The sequence below is a fragment of the Providencia sp. genome (assembly GCF_040396775.1).
Classification (GTDB): domain Bacteria; phylum Pseudomonadota; class Gammaproteobacteria; order Enterobacterales; family Enterobacteriaceae; genus Providencia.
In genome coordinates this window covers 42,837-60,350 of record NZ_JBEBNT010000002.1, presented here as the reverse complement: position 1 = coordinate 60,350, position 17,514 = coordinate 42,837, and the positions used below count along the sequence as shown (strand labels likewise).

The 17,514-nt window shown below is 41.2% G+C and carries 15 protein-coding genes; 7 read left to right on the top strand and 8 right to left on the bottom strand.

The window, feature by feature from the left end; translation table 11 throughout:
- Nucleotides 1–3 precede the first annotated feature (3 nt).
- Entirely contained in the window at nt 4–1,275 is a 1,272-nt protein-coding gene (efeB, locus tag ABWP91_RS02845; RefSeq protein ID WP_353241936.1) for an iron uptake transporter deferrochelatase/peroxidase subunit, read from the top strand.
- A gap of 168 nt (nt 1,276–1,443) precedes the next feature.
- On the opposite strand, the gene ABWP91_RS02840 is transcribed toward efeB, so the two are convergent.
- The 3 genes from ABWP91_RS02840 to ABWP91_RS02830 all read right to left on the bottom strand — a co-directional run bounded on the left by ABWP91_RS02840 (nt 1,444) and on the right by ABWP91_RS02830 (nt 4,509).
- Complete coding sequence (locus tag ABWP91_RS02840) at nt 1,444–2,178, bottom strand: vWA domain-containing protein (protein ID WP_353241935.1); 735 nt, start codon at nt 2,176–2,178, stop codon at nt 1,444–1,446.
- Nucleotides 2,179–2,360: 182 nt separating this feature from the next.
- Nucleotides 2,361–3,263, bottom strand: coding sequence for a hypothetical protein (locus tag ABWP91_RS02835; RefSeq protein WP_353241934.1), 903 nt, complete (start codon nt 3,261–3,263; stop codon nt 2,361–2,363).
- A gap of 319 nt (nt 3,264–3,582) precedes the next feature.
- Nucleotides 3,583–4,509: a LysR family transcriptional regulator gene (locus tag ABWP91_RS02830; protein ID WP_353241933.1), complete on the bottom strand. Its 927-nt coding sequence runs from the start codon at nt 4,507–4,509 to the stop codon at nt 3,583–3,585.
- Nucleotides 4,510–4,654: 145 nt separating this feature from the next.
- Between ABWP91_RS02830 and ABWP91_RS02825 the strand changes: the two genes are divergently transcribed.
- Nucleotides 4,655–6,430 carry an adenine deaminase gene (locus ABWP91_RS02825; protein WP_353241932.1) on the top strand — a complete coding sequence of 592 codons (1,776 nt, stop codon included), beginning with the start codon at nt 4,655–4,657 and terminating at the stop codon, nt 6,428–6,430.
- Between the two features lie 32 nt (nt 6,431–6,462).
- A complete protein-coding gene (locus ABWP91_RS02820; protein WP_353241931.1) occupies nt 6,463–7,806 on the top strand; it encodes an NCS2 family permease in 1,344 nt (447 codons plus the stop codon).
- Between the two features lie 56 nt (nt 7,807–7,862).
- Here the strand turns inward: ABWP91_RS02820 and ABWP91_RS02815 are convergent, their stop codons facing one another.
- The 3 genes from ABWP91_RS02815 to mdlC all read right to left on the bottom strand — a co-directional run bounded on the left by ABWP91_RS02815 (nt 7,863) and on the right by mdlC (nt 10,972).
- Nucleotides 7,863–8,267, bottom strand: a complete 405-nt coding sequence (locus ABWP91_RS02815) for a RidA family protein (protein WP_353241930.1) — start codon at nt 8,265–8,267, stop codon at nt 7,863–7,865.
- A gap of 93 nt (nt 8,268–8,360) precedes the next feature.
- Nucleotides 8,361–9,158 (bottom strand): aminoglycoside adenylyltransferase domain-containing protein, encoded by a 798-nt coding sequence (locus tag ABWP91_RS02810; protein ID WP_353241929.1) that lies wholly within the window; start codon nt 9,156–9,158, stop codon nt 8,361–8,363.
- Nucleotides 9,159–9,343: 185 nt separating this feature from the next.
- Nucleotides 9,344–10,972 (bottom strand): benzoylformate decarboxylase, encoded by a 1,629-nt coding sequence (gene mdlC / locus ABWP91_RS02805; protein ID WP_353241928.1) that lies wholly within the window; start codon nt 10,970–10,972, stop codon nt 9,344–9,346.
- Nucleotides 10,973–11,831: 859 nt separating this feature from the next.
- Here mdlC and gltS point away from each other — a divergent pair.
- From gltS to ABWP91_RS02785, 4 genes are all read left to right on the top strand, one after another.
- On the top strand, nt 11,832–13,037 hold the full coding sequence (gene gltS / locus ABWP91_RS02800; protein WP_353241927.1) for a sodium/glutamate symporter: 1,206 nt from the start codon (nt 11,832–11,834) through the stop codon (nt 13,035–13,037).
- A gap of 185 nt (nt 13,038–13,222) precedes the next feature.
- Nucleotides 13,223–14,131: a LysR family transcriptional regulator gene (locus ABWP91_RS02795; RefSeq protein WP_353241926.1), complete on the top strand. Its 909-nt coding sequence runs from the start codon at nt 13,223–13,225 to the stop codon at nt 14,129–14,131.
- A gap of 56 nt (nt 14,132–14,187) precedes the next feature.
- A complete protein-coding gene (locus ABWP91_RS02790; protein WP_353241925.1) occupies nt 14,188–15,429 on the top strand; it encodes a D-amino acid dehydrogenase in 1,242 nt (413 codons plus the stop codon).
- Between the two features lie 2 nt (nt 15,430–15,431).
- The gene (locus ABWP91_RS02785; RefSeq protein WP_353241924.1) at nt 15,432–15,785 is read left to right on the top strand and encodes a RidA family protein; all 354 of its coding nucleotides are present in this window, start codon (nt 15,432–15,434) and stop codon (nt 15,783–15,785) included.
- A 56-nt stretch (nt 15,786–15,841) separates the two neighbouring features.
- Here the strand turns inward: ABWP91_RS02785 and ABWP91_RS02780 are convergent, their stop codons facing one another.
- Together ABWP91_RS02780 and ABWP91_RS02775 are read right to left on the bottom strand one after the other, a co-directional pair.
- Nucleotides 15,842–16,855, bottom strand: a complete 1,014-nt coding sequence (locus ABWP91_RS02780; RefSeq protein WP_353241923.1) for an XdhC family protein — start codon at nt 16,853–16,855, stop codon at nt 15,842–15,844.
- Nucleotides 16,856–16,863: 8 nt separating this feature from the next.
- On the bottom strand, nt 16,864–17,427 hold the full coding sequence (locus tag ABWP91_RS02775) for a nucleotidyltransferase family protein (protein WP_353241922.1): 564 nt from the start codon (nt 17,425–17,427) through the stop codon (nt 16,864–16,866).
- Nucleotides 17,428–17,514: the final 87 nt, after the last annotated feature.

Genomic DNA, 17,514 nt, shown 5'->3' with positions numbered 1-17,514 from the left:
TTTATGCAAGCTAAACTTAGAAGCCAACACCCCGCCAACGGGTTATCTCGCCGTTCTGCGTTAAAAGCACTCGCAATTGGCAGTGCCATTTTCGCTGCCCCTGCGTTAAAAGCGAAAGAACAAATCGCCAACTGTCAGTTAAATTATGATAAAGCGATAAATTACCTTGGTCAGCACCAAGCAGGGGTATTAACACCCGAGCAAAAAAATGCCTCTTTTATTGCTTTTAATATCACCACGACCAAGCTTGATGAGCTGCAAACTATTTTTTCACTGTTATCACAGCGGATCGCCTACCTCACTCAGCCCCAGCAAACTCCATCAACGGCAAATGATAAAATGCCGCCAGCTGAGTCTGGTATTCTTGGTACTCACCTACAACCAGATTCACTCACCATTACCGTAGCGCTTGGGAATAGCTTGTTTGATTCACGTTTTGGATTGGGCAAAATCAAGCCAAAACAGCTCGTGGAAATGACCAGCTTTCCAAATGATCGGTTAGAGGCAAAATGGTGTGGTGGCGACATCATGCTGCAAATTTGCGCAAACAGCCAAGAAAGTGTCATCTATGCATTAAGAGACATTTTGCGCCATATTTCACCTTACAGTTTTCCGCTATGGAAAATTGATGGTTTCTTACCTGCTCGTGACATCGATAACCGCAGTACCCCCATTAATCTATTTGGTTTCAAAGATGGTACAGGGAATGCCTCAGCCGATAATGCCGCGCTAATGAATGAGCTAATCTGGGTATCTGGCGCTAAAGAACCTGCATGGTGTGATGGTGGCACTTATCAGGCCGTACGCTTGATACGTTTTAACCTTGAATTTTGGGATAGAACGCCTTTAGAAGACCAAGAAAATGACTTTGGGCGCCATAAAGTTACTGGGGCACCAATGGGCATGAAGCAGGAGCTTGACGACCCCGCATTTGATAAAGACCCTCATGGCGATCGCGTGTTATTTGATTCCCACATGCGCCGTGCCGAGCCTCGTAATCCTGAGCGTCATACTGCTAAATTAAGGCGTCGAAGTTACAGTTATTCTTTAGGATTAACAGACGTTGGTGCTCTGGATATGGGGTTAATTTTTGTTTCTTACCAAAGTAATTTAAAAACTGGTTTTATCGATACCCAAAAACGGTTAAATGGTGAACCTCTTGAGCGTTATATCAAACCTTTTGGTGGAGGATATTATTTTGTCTTACCGGGCATGCAATCACCACAAGATAGTATTGCAAAAATAATGTTTGATGCATTAAAACAAGCAAACTAACTAATTAGCCAATAAAAATGCCCTCGAGACATTAATTATTCTTAAGGGCATTTTAGTCTATAACTTCATTTTCATTTACTGATTCAATCTTATTTCGCCTATCGCCTTCGGCTTACTCATCCCTGATAATCCATCCTTAACCTGCTCCCTCTAGGCTTGGTTACCTTATTATTTTTTGCGTTCCTTCACATCAGCTTCAACTTCCTGTTTCCAATCCTCTGATATTGGTGCAGCTTGTTGCTTCGCTTCGACTGCTTTATTTACAGCACGATACGCTTTATCGTACCCTTCGCCGTCTTGTACATATCCCGTTGCATTCGAACTTTTAATACCAATATTTTCCGCTTCTGAAACGGCATCAATATTGGCACCTAAGAAAATAAAGTCCCATTTATCTTCTGTTTCTGCCGATTTAATCATGGCTTTAATTTTGGATGATGAATATTTGCGGCTACTATTTTCTTGGCCATCAGTAATAATGACAAAAAGAACATTATTATTTTTGGTGATTTTTCTGTTTTCACGCATTTTCTCGATGCCTTCACCAATTGCATCCAGTAATGCGGTATATCCACCGACAGGGTAATCATTCAGTGTTAAGTTAGCCACTTTGCTAATCGGTTCACGATTATGCAATAGACTTGTCTTGTCATTAAACAGAATTGTCGTGATATAGGTTTTTGATTTTTTATCTTTATTTTCAGCAAGGACACTATTGTACCCACCGATGGTGTCTGACTCGAAACCAGACATCGAACCACTTTTATCTAGAATAAAAACCAAATCTAATACTTCAGGATCCTGTTTTGTTTCAATCACAGTTTTGCTGCTTGAAATAGAAGAGAACAACAATAAAAATGCTGCTGATATGACGGTGAAAATTGATTGTTTAGATAAGTTCATCGCCGAGTTCCTTGGTGAGATTAATATAAGTATTGCCATCACCAATGTCTCGTTTTATGACATTATTTCACATAAGATTACTCTGCTTACTGAATAAGCATATTCTGAATTAAAAACAAACAAATTTCACGGCCTTAAATACGAAAATTTAAGTCCGTCGAAAAGAGCCGTGGAACATAAATTTAATTAGCCGATTTTATCCATACACCATTTCCCCTTAGCGTATTAACTTCCTGAATAAAATCGTTATATCTTACATTTTCCTCAACGGTATTATTAACGGCACTTTCAGCGTGCTTATGAACTAACTCAATCGTTGCCTGATGAAATTCTTTATTTAGCTTTTTATGAATATCAACATCATCTGTATTTCTCAGTTGCTCAGTAAGCACAACAAGCTGCTGTGCTTTTAACTGTACATTTTTATCATTAAATGCGGCTTTTGGAATGTCATAATTAAAGACCATATTGATGGAGTTAATTTTCTCATCATCTAGCGTAGCTGGCATTAAATTTTGATCATATTCATTTGCCATATACTTAACTAATTCAATCTGGTCAAAACATTTAGATTTTATATTACCATCTGAATTATCATCATAAAGTGCAATTGAATCAGGGAAAGCTTCCCCTATTGGATAGCTGCACCTAAATAAATTGGTATCAATGATTACCGCATTAGCGCTGCGAATCGGCAAATCTAACTCATGCCCATTAATGGTAATCGGGTAACTTGCAGGTTTAAACCGGTCTGATTTTCCATCCACGGCATAAACTTCAGATAAGGTATAGTAAACAAAATGATTCGGGTTTAGGATCCCCCCTGAATTATTTTCAAAAATCATAAACTCGGTCATCTCGCCTTTATCATTTTCTAAATGATGAAGGCCACTGGAGAGAATAACGACGCCATTTCCATTAGGTAAAGTTTCATAGCGTTTCCCATCAACCTTAAACCAAATATTACTGGTGCTTGGGTTGCTATAATAAAATTTGCCTTTACTTCCAATGGTATCAAAGTCATCACAAGCTGAAAGTAATAACAACGAGGCCATTAAGCAGCTGAATTTCAGTAGTGTTTTCATTAAGTATTCTCAACAGACTGAGCATTATAGTAATATACTTAAAATAAATTAGTTATATTTTATACTGTTAAATATTCACTAGAATGCGTTTTTATTTTATTCATTTATATAATTTAAATCTAAATGAATAAAAATTACTTTACGATAAATGCTTTAATCTTATGTTAAGTACTTAGGCATATTTTTATAATAATCAACATGGTTACACTCGATAGAAAAAGTTAATCCCTCAACTATTCATAGTGATATACGCCAATCTGTAAAATATTTTCCACAATATCCAGCTTTCTATTTTATCAGAAAATGCATGACGGCCTTGTTACCCTTTTTTGTCCTTAAGCGCCGTTAACAGTATCTTGAAGATAGACTCTATCATCGGCGTCGCTGCTGCATTATTACGAATTAACGCAACAGTTCGAGCAAGCTCAGGCTGTTGAAGTTGCAGTACTTTTAGTTCAGGATCGCATAAATGGGCAGTATAGAGTTGGGGTAAAATCGCAATTGCTAACTTTGACCGCACTAAACCGTACAGTGTTTCAATATAATCCACTTGATAACGTGGGTTCAGTTTCAGTCGATGGCTTTCAATGGTTGCCGTCACCAACCGCTGAATATTTCCTTTTGAAAAAACAGCGATATCACGGCTATTAAGTAATTTCCAAGGTAAATGAAACTCATTATTGGCCAATACATCATCACAATGAATAACCGCCACAAATGGGTCATCTTGCAGAGGGAAAATGCGTAAGTCTTGAGGCACAAAGCTATCAATAACACCGACCCCAAAGTCAATTTCATGGTTAACCAACTTATTGACTAGCGAATCATTGGTTTGATCATAAAATTCAATCTTTAGCCTTGGAAAGTGTTGGCTTAATAATTCTGGCACCGCAGGAAACAGTAATGAGCTCACCGAAGGAACAAGACCAATTCGCAATGTACCATCGCCCCCCTCTTCGATAATTTTTTGAATTTCACTAAATGCACGATGTGAAACACTCAATATCTGTTGGGCATGGGGTAAAATAGCTGCCCCTAATTCTGTTAAGGTGACAGATGAGGCCGTTCGGTTAATCAGCTTTCCACCTAAAATAGACTCGATTTGCCGTATCGCGCTACTTAACGCAGGCTGACTGACCGCTAAACGGCTTGCCGTTTCCGTGAAATGACGTAATTTTGCCAAAGTGACAAAATACTGAAGTTGCTTAAGCGTGAGCGCGGGTAAGCGTTGCCAAGGTTCGGTCATAGCGGCCTATTATTAAATTGATTAAATATTCCTGAAGTATTCATCGCATTATAACCTGTTCTTATGACCTGATAAATTTTATCATCTTGGCAAACGTTTGCGTTGCTCATAAAGTAACTGTCATAACTTGTAGGGATGGTGTCTTATGTGCAAAAAAGAGCAAAGCCGACGTCACGTCGTTCAGTCTGCAAAAGGGGATATTCCTTTTGACCTTTTACTGACCAATGCCAATATCATTGATATGGTCACGGGTGAAATTCGCCCTGCGGATATTGGGATCACTGGTAACCTTATTGCAAGCGTTCACCCAACGGGGACACGTGCAGATGCAAAAGAGACCCATGATTTATCTGGCTATTTTATCTCTCCAGGATTCATTGATACACACGTACATTTAGAAAGCTCCCATTTACCACCGGTACGCTACGCCGAAATTGTCTTAACACAAGGCACAACAACCGTCTTTTGGGACCCTCATGAGCTTGCGAATGTATTAGGCCTTGAAGGAGTACGTTATGCCATTGATGCCAGTCGAAATTTACCGCTGGACGTGATGGTCGCCGCACCATCTTCGGTGCCTTCCACACCTGGATTAGAAATGTCAGGTGCTGATTTCGAAGGCGAAGAGATGTCAACAATGCTCAGCTGGCCAGAAGTCCACGGAGTCGCTGAAGTCATGGATATGTTTGGCGTACTTCATGGCAGTGACCGCATGGAAGAGATTTTAGACGCTGGATTACGCTCAGGAAAATTGATTGAAGGACATGCCCGCGGGCTAAAAGGAGCTGACTTACAAGCGTACCTTGCAGCGGGTGTCACATCCGATCATGAACTCACCTCAGCAGAAGATGCCCTCGAAAAATTACGCGCGGGGCTAACCCTCGAAATTCGCGGTTCACACCCTTACCTGTTACCCGACATTGTCACTGCATTAAAATCACTACCCCATTTATCTTCACAGATTACGGTGTGCACCGATGATGTTCCGCCTGATATGCTACTGGAAAAAGGCGGTATTATTGCGCTGCTTAACTTATTGATTGAACACGGCATGCCTGCGACTGACGCACTGCGCTTTGCAACGCTGAATGGCGCAATCCGTTTACAGCGCAATGACTTAGGCTTAATTGCTGCGGGTCGAAAAGCCAACTTGGTGACTTTTGATTCATTACAATCATTAAAAGCCCACTCTGTGTATGTCGCTGGCCAAAAAATTGCTGAAAAGGGTGAGTTACTCACCGCTATCAGTTCACCAAGTGACGTTTTGCCGCCTCGTGAAACGATGTGCCTTTCCCCGATCACTGTTGATGATTGCCAACTTAGAATTGATGGTATCAATAACGGTATAGCGCGTTTACGTCATATTCAAGGCGCCCGTTTTACTCAATGGGGGGAAATTGACGTAGAAGTTAATGCTGGTGTTGTCCAGCTTCCTGATAATTTTAGCTTTATTCGTGTCCAACACCGCCATGCACGTCATGAAGCAAAACCTCAAATTGCGCTGCTAGCGGGTTGGGGGGAACTGCGTGGTGCCATAGCAACAAGTTACTCCCATGATTCCCACAACCTTGTTGTATTAGGTCGTGATCCACAAGATATGGCCATCGCATGCAACTTATTAATTGAAAGCGGTGGCGGAATGGCATTAGTGCAAAATGGCAAAGTCTTAGCCCACGTTGCGATGCCAATTGCGGGAATGCTCTCTGACCTCCCTGCCCCTGAGCTTGCAGCACAGTTTCGCCAACTCCGTGATTTAAGCAGTGAAATTGCGGATTGGGAACCACCTTACCGCGTATTTAAAGCGATTGAAGGCACTTGCCTTGCGTGCAATGCAGGGCCTCACTTAACCGATTTAGGGCTCACCGATGGCACAACACGCCAAATTGTTGATGCTGTTATCCACCGTAATGAACATGCATAACTTAATTAAAATAATAAAAGGAGAGCCAACTCATGGCTGACAATTCAATGAATAAGCCAGTATCAGGGAATTGGCTTGAAAAACGCTTTGCCTTGCGTGAACGCGGCAGTTCAGTCAAAACTGAATGTTTAGCGGGGATCACAGGGTTCTTGGCTGCCGCTTACCTTCTAGTCGTCATCCCCGGCTTACTTGCTGCGGGCGGAATGGATAAAGGTGCTGCAACTACAGGCACGATTATTGTCTTCGTTATCGCAAGCTTATTAATGGCTTTTTATGCCAATCTACCTTTTATTGTCGGCCCGGGAATTGGTGGTTCGGTCTTAGTGGGTATCACCCTTGCAGGTAGTGAAGGCATTGATTGGCAAATCGGTTTAGGTATCGCTTGTTGGTCGGGTATTTTATTTTTCCTGCTCACTAAGTTTGGCTTACGCGAAGTTGTTACTCGCTCTGTACCGCAATCCATAAAGCTTGGGCTTACCGCATCAATCGGCTTGTTTGTCGCGATATTAGGCTTTCGAAATGCAGGGTTAGTCCTTGCTAACCCAAAAACAAATGCGCTGATGTTAGGGGATTTTTTATCTCCTGGCGCCCTCGTCGCACTGACAGGCTTTTTTGTCGCCATCGCCTTACAAGCGCGTAAAATTCCTGGTGGTATTTTGTGGGCTATCTTATTTGCCACCCTTTTAGGGATCCCTTTTGGCGTCACAAAATTACCTGAAAGCTTTATTGGCGTGCCACACTCAGTTGCCCCAGTATTAGGCCAAGTAGACTTAATTGGCGCCTTAAATATTGCCTTTTTACCTTTCTTATTTGTCTTTTTTGCTGCCGAATTCTTTTCCACGATGGGTACCACATTGGCCGTCGGTGGAGAAGCGGGGTTATTAGATGAAGAAGGTAATATGCCCAATATTAACCGCCCGTTTATTGTAGATTCCATTGCAGCGGCATTAGGCCCATGGGTGGGAATTCCCGCTGCGACAGCATTGATTGAGTCATCCGCTGCCGCCGAAGCTGGCGGTAAAACGGGGATGACCGCTCTGGCGGCGGCTATTATGTTTTTATTGATGCTGCTATTTACCCCAATTGCTTTAATGATCCCAGCACAAGCGACGGCACCTGCATTGATTTTAATTGGTTTAAATATGTTCAGTGGATTGCGTAAAGTTGATTTAGCGAATTTTACTGACGGATTGCCTGTATTAATGATGGTGATGATTACGTTAATCGCCAATAGTTTCGGAACAGGTATTGCAGGTGGGCTGTTATTTTATATTTTAATTAAAGCAGTTGCAGGCCAGTGGAAAGAAATTCCAATTAGTTTGTGGATACTTGCAGTTCCGTTAGTTTATTACTTCTCAACACTCGTTAAGCACTAATAAACTTTGAGAGATAAAAGCCGATTTGATTATCGGCATTTTCTATTTTATTGAGGTTAATTTAAAACAGCATGCGCTTCAATTTCGATTAACCACTCAGGTAATGAAAGCCCCGTAACAATAATCCATGAAGAAGCAGGCGGTGCATCACCAAATTTTTCTTTTAATGCCTTAGCGATGTCTAATTGCTCTTCGTGGCTATTCGCACCATCCTTGATGTAAATACGCAAAACAACCACGTTGGATAAATCGCCCCCCGCCTCATGCAGTACATGTTCGATATTTACCAGTGACTGAACGGTTTGTTCGTAAATTCCCCCCGCCACCGTTTCTTGATTAGCATTTACACCCACTTGGCCTGATAAAAATAATTGGCGAGTTCCCGTTGTTTCTATTGCTTGGCTAAAGCCATACTGCAAAGAATTAAAGACAGTTGCAGGGTTAATTGATTTTTTTTCCATGTTTTTATTCCCTCGGTGATCAAACAGTGATGCAGTATAAATAATTTCTTCTTTAACTCTTTAAACATCGAGCAAACGGCGTTTTAATGGCACTTATAGAGCACCAAAACACACATTAGTTGAGTCCACCGACGAATAGGCACGAATACAATTAGCTAAATAATTCGCACACTGCTTAACCCCCTCTTTTTGGCATACCCAGTCAGTAGAACTACCTGTTAAATAATCATTTTTCGCCATTGTCATTATCAAGGGCAACGGTGCAGGCATCAATGCTATTGCCCAATTAGTCGCTTCATCCTTTGCGGTAAATAACCCTGTCTCCATGGTGTACCACATCCGCGCTAACGTAAGTAAAACATTACGCTCATCCCCCGTCAGAGATAACGCTAAATTAGGGAGTGCTTCTAACATGGCGCGTCGTATATCTTGTGGGTCAATGACGGGTAAGTGGTACATTCCCTTATGCCATATATTCACCGCCTCTTGTGAAGCCTGGGCTAACATCAATGTGAATTCAGGGTCTTGGGTTTGCCCTTCAAATACCCCTTGTTCATACTCTGCCCGTAACCACTCTCCATACATTAGCTCGCATTTTGCAGGGAAAGAAAGCCTGTTTAATTCACTTGATAAAAACACGGCAACTTCAAGTGGTCGACGCCCTTCGGGGTCAATCGGGTATAAACCAGAAATCGCCATTAGCCTTAGCACAAGCTGTTCACGACATGTCTCTGTCAACAGCCTATCAACCACAACGAGTAAATCGATGTCACTTGTTGGCCTTAACCCGCTAGAAACTGCTGAGCCATGCAGATAAACGGCAATTAATGAATCAGATAATTGTGTTTGCAAAATCGCTAAAGCCTGTTTTGCTTGGAGAGGGATATTCATAAATATCGCGTCCTAACTTATTTAATTAGACAAACATCATAATTTATCGATTCTATCTATTCCTTGAATAAAACACAGATAAAAAATAGCCCCTTCTTAGGGGCTATTTCAGACTGCTGACAAACCGATTAGGTTTGACTACAGGTTCGATTTGTTTTGAAAATAGACGAGGAAAATCACAAACATTAAATCAGTGGTGGAATTGAGGGTAAAATAGGGACCTCAATGACTGTTGGTCCATTACGCTTAAAGGCCTCTTCACACGCTTTTTTCACCTCTTCCACCGTTTCGGCTCTTACCGCAGCACAACCGTATCCTTTACCTAAAGCCACAATATCTAAATTTGGAATATCAAGCCCCGGCACCCCCGGTGTTTCTTCCAATACCGCAAAGGATTTTAAAATGGCATATTCATTGTTCTTTGGAATGATAAATACAATGGGTAAATTCTGCTGCGCTGCACTCCATAAACCTTGAATCGAATACTGCATGGAGCCATCACCAATAATGGCCATCACTGGACGATGACGCCCACTGTCCCTTTCTGCCAATGCAATCCCTACACTTGCCGGTAAATTCCAACCTAATGAACCACTTGCAAATGTGTAAAATGAATCGGGAGATTCAATCGGCCACTCACGGTGAAGTTCGCCAAGGTTTGAAGGGGACTCTTCCACTAAGACAGTTTCTTTGGGCGAAACTTCCCTTAACGCACGAAATAGCTGTGTGGCACTCAATGTTGAGCTCTGGCTCGTTTCTTCTGGTGCCGCTGGGTGAGGCGCCATACCATGAGGTTGTTTCACCACATTTTTTGATGCGACACGCGGTGCAACTAGGTTGATTAACCCTTCAAGAGCAAGCACTGCATCACTTAATAAGCTATCGCCAACAGGGGCCCTACCGACTTCGATTGGGTCATCGGTGATATGCAATAACCGCAATCCTGCAGGAATATAACCCCCTGCAACGTAAGGGTAATATCTAAATACAGGGGCACCAATAACAATGGCTAAGTCATGTCCCTCTAGTCTTTCAGATAACGGTTTGATCGCAAACGGTAACCCACCAGCATATAATGGGTGCGTTTCAGGGAATGACGGGCGTTCAGAAGCAGGTGCTGCCCATACTGGGGCATTTAATTTCTCAGCAAGTTTAATGCCAATATCCCACCCCTCCCCTCGAGCAATCGCGGCACCATAAATCAGCACAGGGTTCTTTGCATTGGATAATGCCGTGGCAAACTCTTGTAGTCGAACAGGGTCATAACCAATACGCTGTGGGACTGAACGAACAACCGCTTCTTGCGCTAACGCAGGCTGATCCCAATCATCCAATGGGATTGACAAAAATACGGGCCCCGCTGGCGGTTGCAGTGCCATGGCATAAGCGCGCATAAAGGCCGCAGGAACGTCTTCTGCACGTACTGGCTGATAACTCCATTTCACCCATGGCTTCGGTAAAGTTTCAGGTTCAATATTGGTTAACCAAGGCTCCATCAATAACATTTCCCGCGTTTGGTTGCCCGCCGTAATAATTAATGGTGTGCGGTTCATATACGCCGTCAAAATATTACTCATCGCATTGCTTAAGCCCGCTGAGGTATGCACATTCACCATCGCAACTTTACGCATTCCTTGGGCATAGCCATCGGCGGCAGCAACGGCAGAGGCTTCTTGTAAGGTTTGGATATAACGGAAATCACTCGGAAAATCTTTTAAGAATGTTTCTTCTGTTGAACCAGGGTTCCCAAAAACGGTTGTGATATCCAACTTACGTAATAAATCAAAGGTGACTTGGCGGATCGTTTTTTTCATTTAAAACACTCCATAAAACAATATTAAAATTATCTAATAAAAAAGAAAGTTTGAATTAAATTTTTTTTAAATTTATACACTACATCATTATAAAACAGCGAAATAAAGCCTAACCCATTGTAATTAGGTCATCATAGCAAACAATTGACTCACGATATATTCGCGTAAATTTTACTTTTATATGTCTTTAGAATGACATGAATAACAATAAGCTTATTAAAACAAGCCATTAATAAAATAGCTAAATTCGATAGCCTGAATAAGATGGTAAAAAAAACCAAATATAAACCTGAAACAAAATTATCAAATAAAGTTCGCTTATTATATTTGTACTTATTCCATTTAAACGTAACCATCTTCAATTTATCATCAATAAAAGAGCTATATGTATTGCTTAAAATCTGGATATTAACAAAAATAGCTAGCCCCAAGTTTTGATGATTTTTTAGGCCGAGTTTTAGACGAAATTTGCACAATGCATCAAAAATAGGCTATCTGCCCCATTTTCCACTTCAACTTGTGTATTTTCTTTTATGTTTCACATCACACTTCTTATAATTACTTGGCTGTACAACATTCAGTGACATCCGTTTAAATTTAATCGTTACATGGCTATCTACACATAAACACTTTCTCTGGAAGCCAGCTATTTTCGCTACCTCTCGTAATTTTCTATTACGAAATACGCGTACTAATTCGTATTACCTTCCCGACTAATACCCAAATTAGAGTTAACTAAAGGTTATAGATACCCAAACAAAACTCATTGTTAAACAAAGGTTGCGCAAAGTAGCTTATTTTATCAGTAATGTTAAATAATGATAGAAAAAGCTCTGGTAAGCTTATTTGAGGTAAAATAATGATTTTAGATGCCAGCTACACATTATTAGTCGCTTGTTTAGCGCTATTGATTGGGATGTTCGTTGTTAAATACACGCCTTTTTTACAGAAAAACCATATTCCTGAAGCCGTTGTTGGCGGTTTTATTGTCGCTATTATCTTACTAATTGTCGATAAAACGGCAGGGTATTCCTTTACTTTCGATGCATCCTTACAAAGCATCCTAATGATCACTTTCTTCTCATCTATTGGTTTGAGCTCGGATTTTTCGCGATTAATAAAAGGTGGCAAGCCACTGGTATTATTAACTATCGCCGTCACCATTTTAATTGCCATTCAAAATACTGTCGGCATGGGTATGGCAGTAATGCTTAATGAGAGTCCATTTATTGGCTTAATTGCGGGTTCTATTACCTTAACAGGCGGCCACGGAAACGCAGGCGCTTGGGGGCCAATATTAGCCGATAAATATAGTGTTACAGGTGCTGTTGAATTAGCAATGGCATGTGCCACATTAGGTTTAGTCTTGGGTGGTTTAATTGGTGGCCCAGTAGCACGCCATTTATTGAAGAAAGTAACAATCCCAAAAGCCACTGAATTAGAAAAAGAAACGATTGTTGAAGCGTTTGAACAACCTAGCGTTAAACGTAAAATCAATGCCAACAATGTCATTGAAACTATCTCAATGCTGATTATCTGTATTGTTGTTGGTGGGTATATTAGTGCCTTATTCAAAGATACAGCCCTGCAATTACCAACCTTCGTTTGGTGTTTATTTGTCGGTATTATCATCCGTAATGTATTAACCCATGTATTTAAACACGAAGTGTTTGAGCCGACCGTTGATGTCCTTGGTAGCGTGGCGCTATCATTATTCTTAGCGATGGCATTAATGTCTTTAAAATTCGGTCAGTTAGCCAGTATGGCAGGCCCAGTTTTATTAATCATTACCGTGCAAACGGTGGTTATGGTGCTGTTTGCCTGCTTTGTGACCTTTAAGATGATGGGCAAAGATTATGATGCCGTTGTTATCAGTGCGGGGCATTGTGGATTTGGTATGGGAGCAACACCGACTGCAATTGCAAATATGCAAACCGTCACAAAAGCATTTAGCCCTTCCCATAAAGCGTTCTTAGTCGTGCCAATGGTAGGTGCATTTATTGTGGATATCTCAAACAGTATCTTAATTAAAATATTCATCGAAATAGGCACTTATTTCACCTAATCTATTTTATAACGTGCCAGCTTATAACCAAAAGATATGAGCTGGCATTTTCCTTTCTCGTCAATATTTCCCTCCATTTAAAAACTTCATTTCTCGCATCCCATCACAAAATGACAACCCCATCGGATTAAATAAGATTAATTCGGTAAAATACTTTGATAAGCAAAAAGGGTAGGTTTCATAGAATGAAATTACGGCATCTTGATATTTTTTACGCAGTTATGACGTGTGGGTCTTTAACACGGGCAGCAGAAGTTCTTCATATTTCACAGCCTGCAGCTAGTAAAGCGTTAAAACATGCAGAACAGCAACTTGGGTTAGCTTTATTTCAACGAATTAGAGGAAAACTCATTCCAACGGATGAAGCTAATTTATTGTTTGAAGAAGCAAAGGAAGTTTATCAGAATTTAGATAAGCTCAGAATTTTAGCACAGAATTTATCCCGTAATCCGCAAGGTAAATTGGCTATCGGCTGTTTGCCAAGCCTAGGGTTAAACTTAGTGCCTGAAGTCACCGCCTTGTTTATTAAAAAACACCCCAATATCAAGCTTACGATAGGAACACATCACACAACAGATATTCTGCAATTATTAACACAGCAAGATTTAGACATTGGTATCGGCTTTAATCTTGAAATTGAAGGGGGAATTGCTGTGCTACCAATTGCTAATATTCCCTTGGTCTACGTCGACAGTAAGCCGCCATTACACTCACCCGTTTCTTTAGTTGATATCGACCAAGAACGTTGGATCCATCCAGGCTCTGATTCGTTATCGCAACTGCTACAAAAGCGCCATCAATTTGCTGAATCGAATATCAGCGTACACGCTTACCATATGGCTGCCGAGTTTGTTCAAGCGGGCTTAGGTTGCAGCATTACGGATATTTTCTCAGCAGAACACACGCTGCCTGAGTCGATGATTTACCCGTTAAAAGAAGGGTTGCGATTAGCCGTTTCTGTTTTCCACCGTGCTGATAGGCCATTAACCAAAGCCGCACAAAATTACGTCAATACATTAGCGTTAACCCTCGAAAAAAGGAATAAAGTCGTTAACCAAAGGTTATACTCTGGTAATGAAAACTCAATTGTTTAGTTAACTCATTCGCCGTTAAATATTCATTCCTACGTTATTATGGGTTGCGGAATATTATGGCTAAACATGTGGTGATTATTGGAGCGGGTGTGATTGGGTTAAGCACCGCATACGCGCTAATTAAAGCGGGTCAAACCGTCACATTACTTGAATCTGATTCAGATGTCGGGATGCAAACCAGCTTCGCGAATGGTGGCCAACTGAGCTACCGTTATGTTTCGCCACTTGCCGATGCCGGTGTTCCTTTGCAAGGACTGCGCTGGATGGGGAAAAACAACTCCCCGCTGAACCTAAAAATAACGCCATCAATTCAGCAATGGTCATGGTTAACGCAATTCACCCTAGCCTGTAATCGCAAAACAAACAAAGTGAATGGCGCGCATCTTTTGCGTTTATCGCTATTAAGCCAAAAAATCATGAATATGTGGCGAGAAACGGGTGATATCGCTGATTTTGCTTGGGAAAAATCAGGGAAATTAATTATTCACCGAGATAAAAAAAGCTTTCAAAAAGCCTGCGAAACGGTTGATAGCCAATTTCAAAAAATCTTAACACCTGCCGAAGTAATTGAGTTAGAGCCATCCCTAAAACATATTCAGTCCCAACTCGTTGGTGCAATTTATGCCCCAGATGATGAAAGCGCCGATTGTTATTTGTTTTGCAAAAACCTACTGCAATATTTACACACGCAACCACAGTTTACCCTCTGCTTACAGCACAGTGTTAAGTCTTTTATTCAACACAATAATCACATTACCGAAATCGTCACTCACCAGGGAAATATTCAGGCGGATGAGATTATTGTTTGTGCTGGCAATGGCAGCCGAGAATTACTGAAACCGCTAGGAATTGATGTACCTATGTTAGGTTTAAAGGGGTATAGCCTTAGTGTTGAATATCCACAAACTGAGCATTGCGTGCCCAAAATTAATGTGACGGATTATGGTCATAAAATTGTTTATGCCAAATTAAATGACCAATTGCGTATCGCTGCCATGGTTGATATTGGTTATGATGATTCAGGGCTGCGTGATAACCGTGTGAATGCCTTAAAGGACATCGTAAAAAAAACGTTCCCGCATTTACCTAAAGTGGATGATGCCCCCGCTTGGTATGGGTTACGGCCTTCAACGCCAAAAGGCCCTCCGTTATTAGGAAAGACGGCATACAAAAACCTTTGGCTAAATATTGGTCATGGCAGTTTAGGATTTACTTTAGCGGCAGGCAGCGCAGAGATATTAAGCCAACTGATCACCGCCCAAACATCCCCCATTTCTCTTACAGGATTAACGAGGTAAACATGAGTATTAAACGTAATAACCCAAAACCACGCCTAGCAGATAGTGTTGAATTTGGCGGCCTTGTGTACTTATCTGGCCAAGTTCCTAGCGATTTAACGGGTGATATTACACAGCAAACTCAAGAAGTTCTTGATAAAATTGACGTATTATTAGCCGCGAGCCAAAGTGATAAAACCTGCATTTTATCTGCCCAAGTGTGGATTAAAAATATGCCACGTGACTTTGCTGCATTTAACGCGGTTTGGGAAAGTTGGATGCCTGTTGAGCATAGCCCTGCACGTGCAGCCGTTGAGGCAAATATGGCGCGGGAACAAGTACTGGTCGAAATTATGGTGACTGCCGTTCAACGATAACATCACATCTCATTAAAACAGGGCGACAAATTTACCGCCCTATCCCAGCTTGCAACTTACTGATTTACTGCCGATAAATGGCACGATCCTTGTTTATCTTGTTGGCCTTTTACGCCGTTTTTGTATGCAACAATATCCGCCATTATTGCTAACGCAATTTCAGGAGGCGTTTTGCTACCAATTGGAATACCAATGGGGGCGTGAATGCGGTCGATTTCCGTCAGTGACATTCCCCCCGCACCCAATAACCGTTCACGGCGACGCATACTTGTTCGGCTTGACCCCATAGCGCCAATATAAAATGCAGGCGTATTCACCGCCTCCATTAATGTCAGGTCATCAATACGAGGGTCATGCGTTAAAGACACAATCGCCGTATTAGGTGTGCAACTTTGCGACTCTAGATAGCGTGCAGGAAATAATTTAATGACTTCAAACTGGTCAGAAAGCTGCCCAGCAAAACGCATTAACTCATCCTCACGGTGTTCACAAATGATCACTTCAAACCCTAATGTTGCTGCAAAACTTGCGCAATAAATTCCCACATTCGAGATCCCTGCAATAATTAACCGTGGCGGTGCAGCAATAAAAAATTGGATATCATCACCAGTGCGCTCTATTTGGGTTGGAATTTGTTGATTCTTGACTGTGCTAATTTCACCACGTTGGGGCAAGGTGATCTTTTTATTAATTGCAGTATATCCCAATAGTGCTTGATGTATTTCAGTGAGATAGCGAATACTTTCGTCACTCTTAGGCAAATATTCAATTAAAACATCTAAACTACCATCACAAGGCAAATTCACTTTCGCCTCTAACCCGCCACGACCATAGCGAACAACTTGGCTACCATTGAGGTATTTCGCATCTTGAACTCGCTGAATAAAATCTTCTTCTATACAGCCACCAGATAAAGACCCAACATACTGGCCATCGGCTTTTGCGGCAAGGAGAGACCCTGGGCTGCGAGGAGAAGAACCATATGTACTCAGCACCGTACATAACCAAACGGACTCTTCTTTTATCCAAGAAAGGGCTTGAGAGATAACAAAAACATCTTCACGCAGCATACTTGCTCCTATTCATTATCAACTACTGGATAATCAATATCTTTAATTACACTTTTATCTTTTATCGCTAATTCACAAACAAAATTATGACGTAATATTGATTTTGCCCCTTCATCTCCCGTTAATTGAATTAATTCTGAGTAATACTTTGCAGATATTCCCACAGGATGACCGGGCAAACCGTTACATACAGGCCTAACTAACGAATGTTGGTTTAGGCTATTTGCGACACTTATAAAAAGCTGGCTACTAATATAAGGCATATCTGCCAACTGTATTAGCCAACCCTCTAAATGAGATGTATTTTTAACACCCAACGCAATAGATTCGCCTAACCCATTACTATTCAACAATGAGAATGGAATATTAAATTGTAAGCAAATATGAATAACACCCTGATTATCCGGCCGCGTCACCACATGAACCGGAAGCCCGCTACCAATTGAATTTAAAAGTGTTTTTTCAAAAACGCTTTGTTTATCTAATACAAAATTCAATTTACTGCCTTTTCCACCCGCTTTTTGGAATCGCTGACTATGGCCCGCTGCTAATATTAATATGCCAACATTCATAATTTTAATTATTCATAAGTATATTTATTTATGCTTTAATAAATAAAGGATATTCAATGAGATAACAAGTTATTATTTATATTAGTT

Excerpts from the sequence above, each read along its gene's own strand:
- efeB (WP_353241936.1), top strand. The coding sequence starts at position 4 with ATGCAAGCTAAACTTAGAAGCCAACACCCCGCCAACGGGTTATCTCGC.
- ABWP91_RS02840 (WP_353241935.1), bottom strand. The coding sequence starts at position 2,178 with ATGAACTTATCTAAACAATCAATTTTCACCGTCATATCAGCAGCATTT.
- ABWP91_RS02835 (WP_353241934.1), bottom strand. The coding sequence starts at position 3,263 with ATGAAAACACTACTGAAATTCAGCTGCTTAATGGCCTCGTTGTTATTA.
- ABWP91_RS02830 (WP_353241933.1), bottom strand. The coding sequence starts at position 4,509 with ATGACCGAACCTTGGCAACGCTTACCCGCGCTCACGCTTAAGCAACTT.
- ABWP91_RS02825 (WP_353241932.1), top strand. The coding sequence starts at position 4,655 with ATGTGCAAAAAAGAGCAAAGCCGACGTCACGTCGTTCAGTCTGCAAAA.
- ABWP91_RS02820 (WP_353241931.1), top strand. The coding sequence starts at position 6,463 with ATGGCTGACAATTCAATGAATAAGCCAGTATCAGGGAATTGGCTTGAA.
- ABWP91_RS02815 (WP_353241930.1), bottom strand. The coding sequence starts at position 8,267 with ATGGAAAAAAAATCAATTAACCCTGCAACTGTCTTTAATTCTTTGCAG.
- ABWP91_RS02810 (WP_353241929.1), bottom strand. The coding sequence starts at position 9,158 with ATGAATATCCCTCTCCAAGCAAAACAGGCTTTAGCGATTTTGCAAACA.
- mdlC (WP_353241928.1), bottom strand. The coding sequence starts at position 10,972 with ATGAAAAAAACGATCCGCCAAGTCACCTTTGATTTATTACGTAAGTTG.
- gltS (WP_353241927.1), top strand. The coding sequence starts at position 11,832 with ATGATTTTAGATGCCAGCTACACATTATTAGTCGCTTGTTTAGCGCTA.
- ABWP91_RS02795 (WP_353241926.1), top strand. The coding sequence starts at position 13,223 with ATGAAATTACGGCATCTTGATATTTTTTACGCAGTTATGACGTGTGGG.
- ABWP91_RS02790 (WP_353241925.1), top strand. The coding sequence starts at position 14,188 with ATGGCTAAACATGTGGTGATTATTGGAGCGGGTGTGATTGGGTTAAGC.
- ABWP91_RS02785 (WP_353241924.1), top strand. The coding sequence starts at position 15,432 with ATGAGTATTAAACGTAATAACCCAAAACCACGCCTAGCAGATAGTGTT.
- ABWP91_RS02780 (WP_353241923.1), bottom strand. The coding sequence starts at position 16,855 with ATGCTGCGTGAAGATGTTTTTGTTATCTCTCAAGCCCTTTCTTGGATA.
- ABWP91_RS02775 (WP_353241922.1), bottom strand. The coding sequence starts at position 17,427 with ATGAATGTTGGCATATTAATATTAGCAGCGGGCCATAGTCAGCGATTC.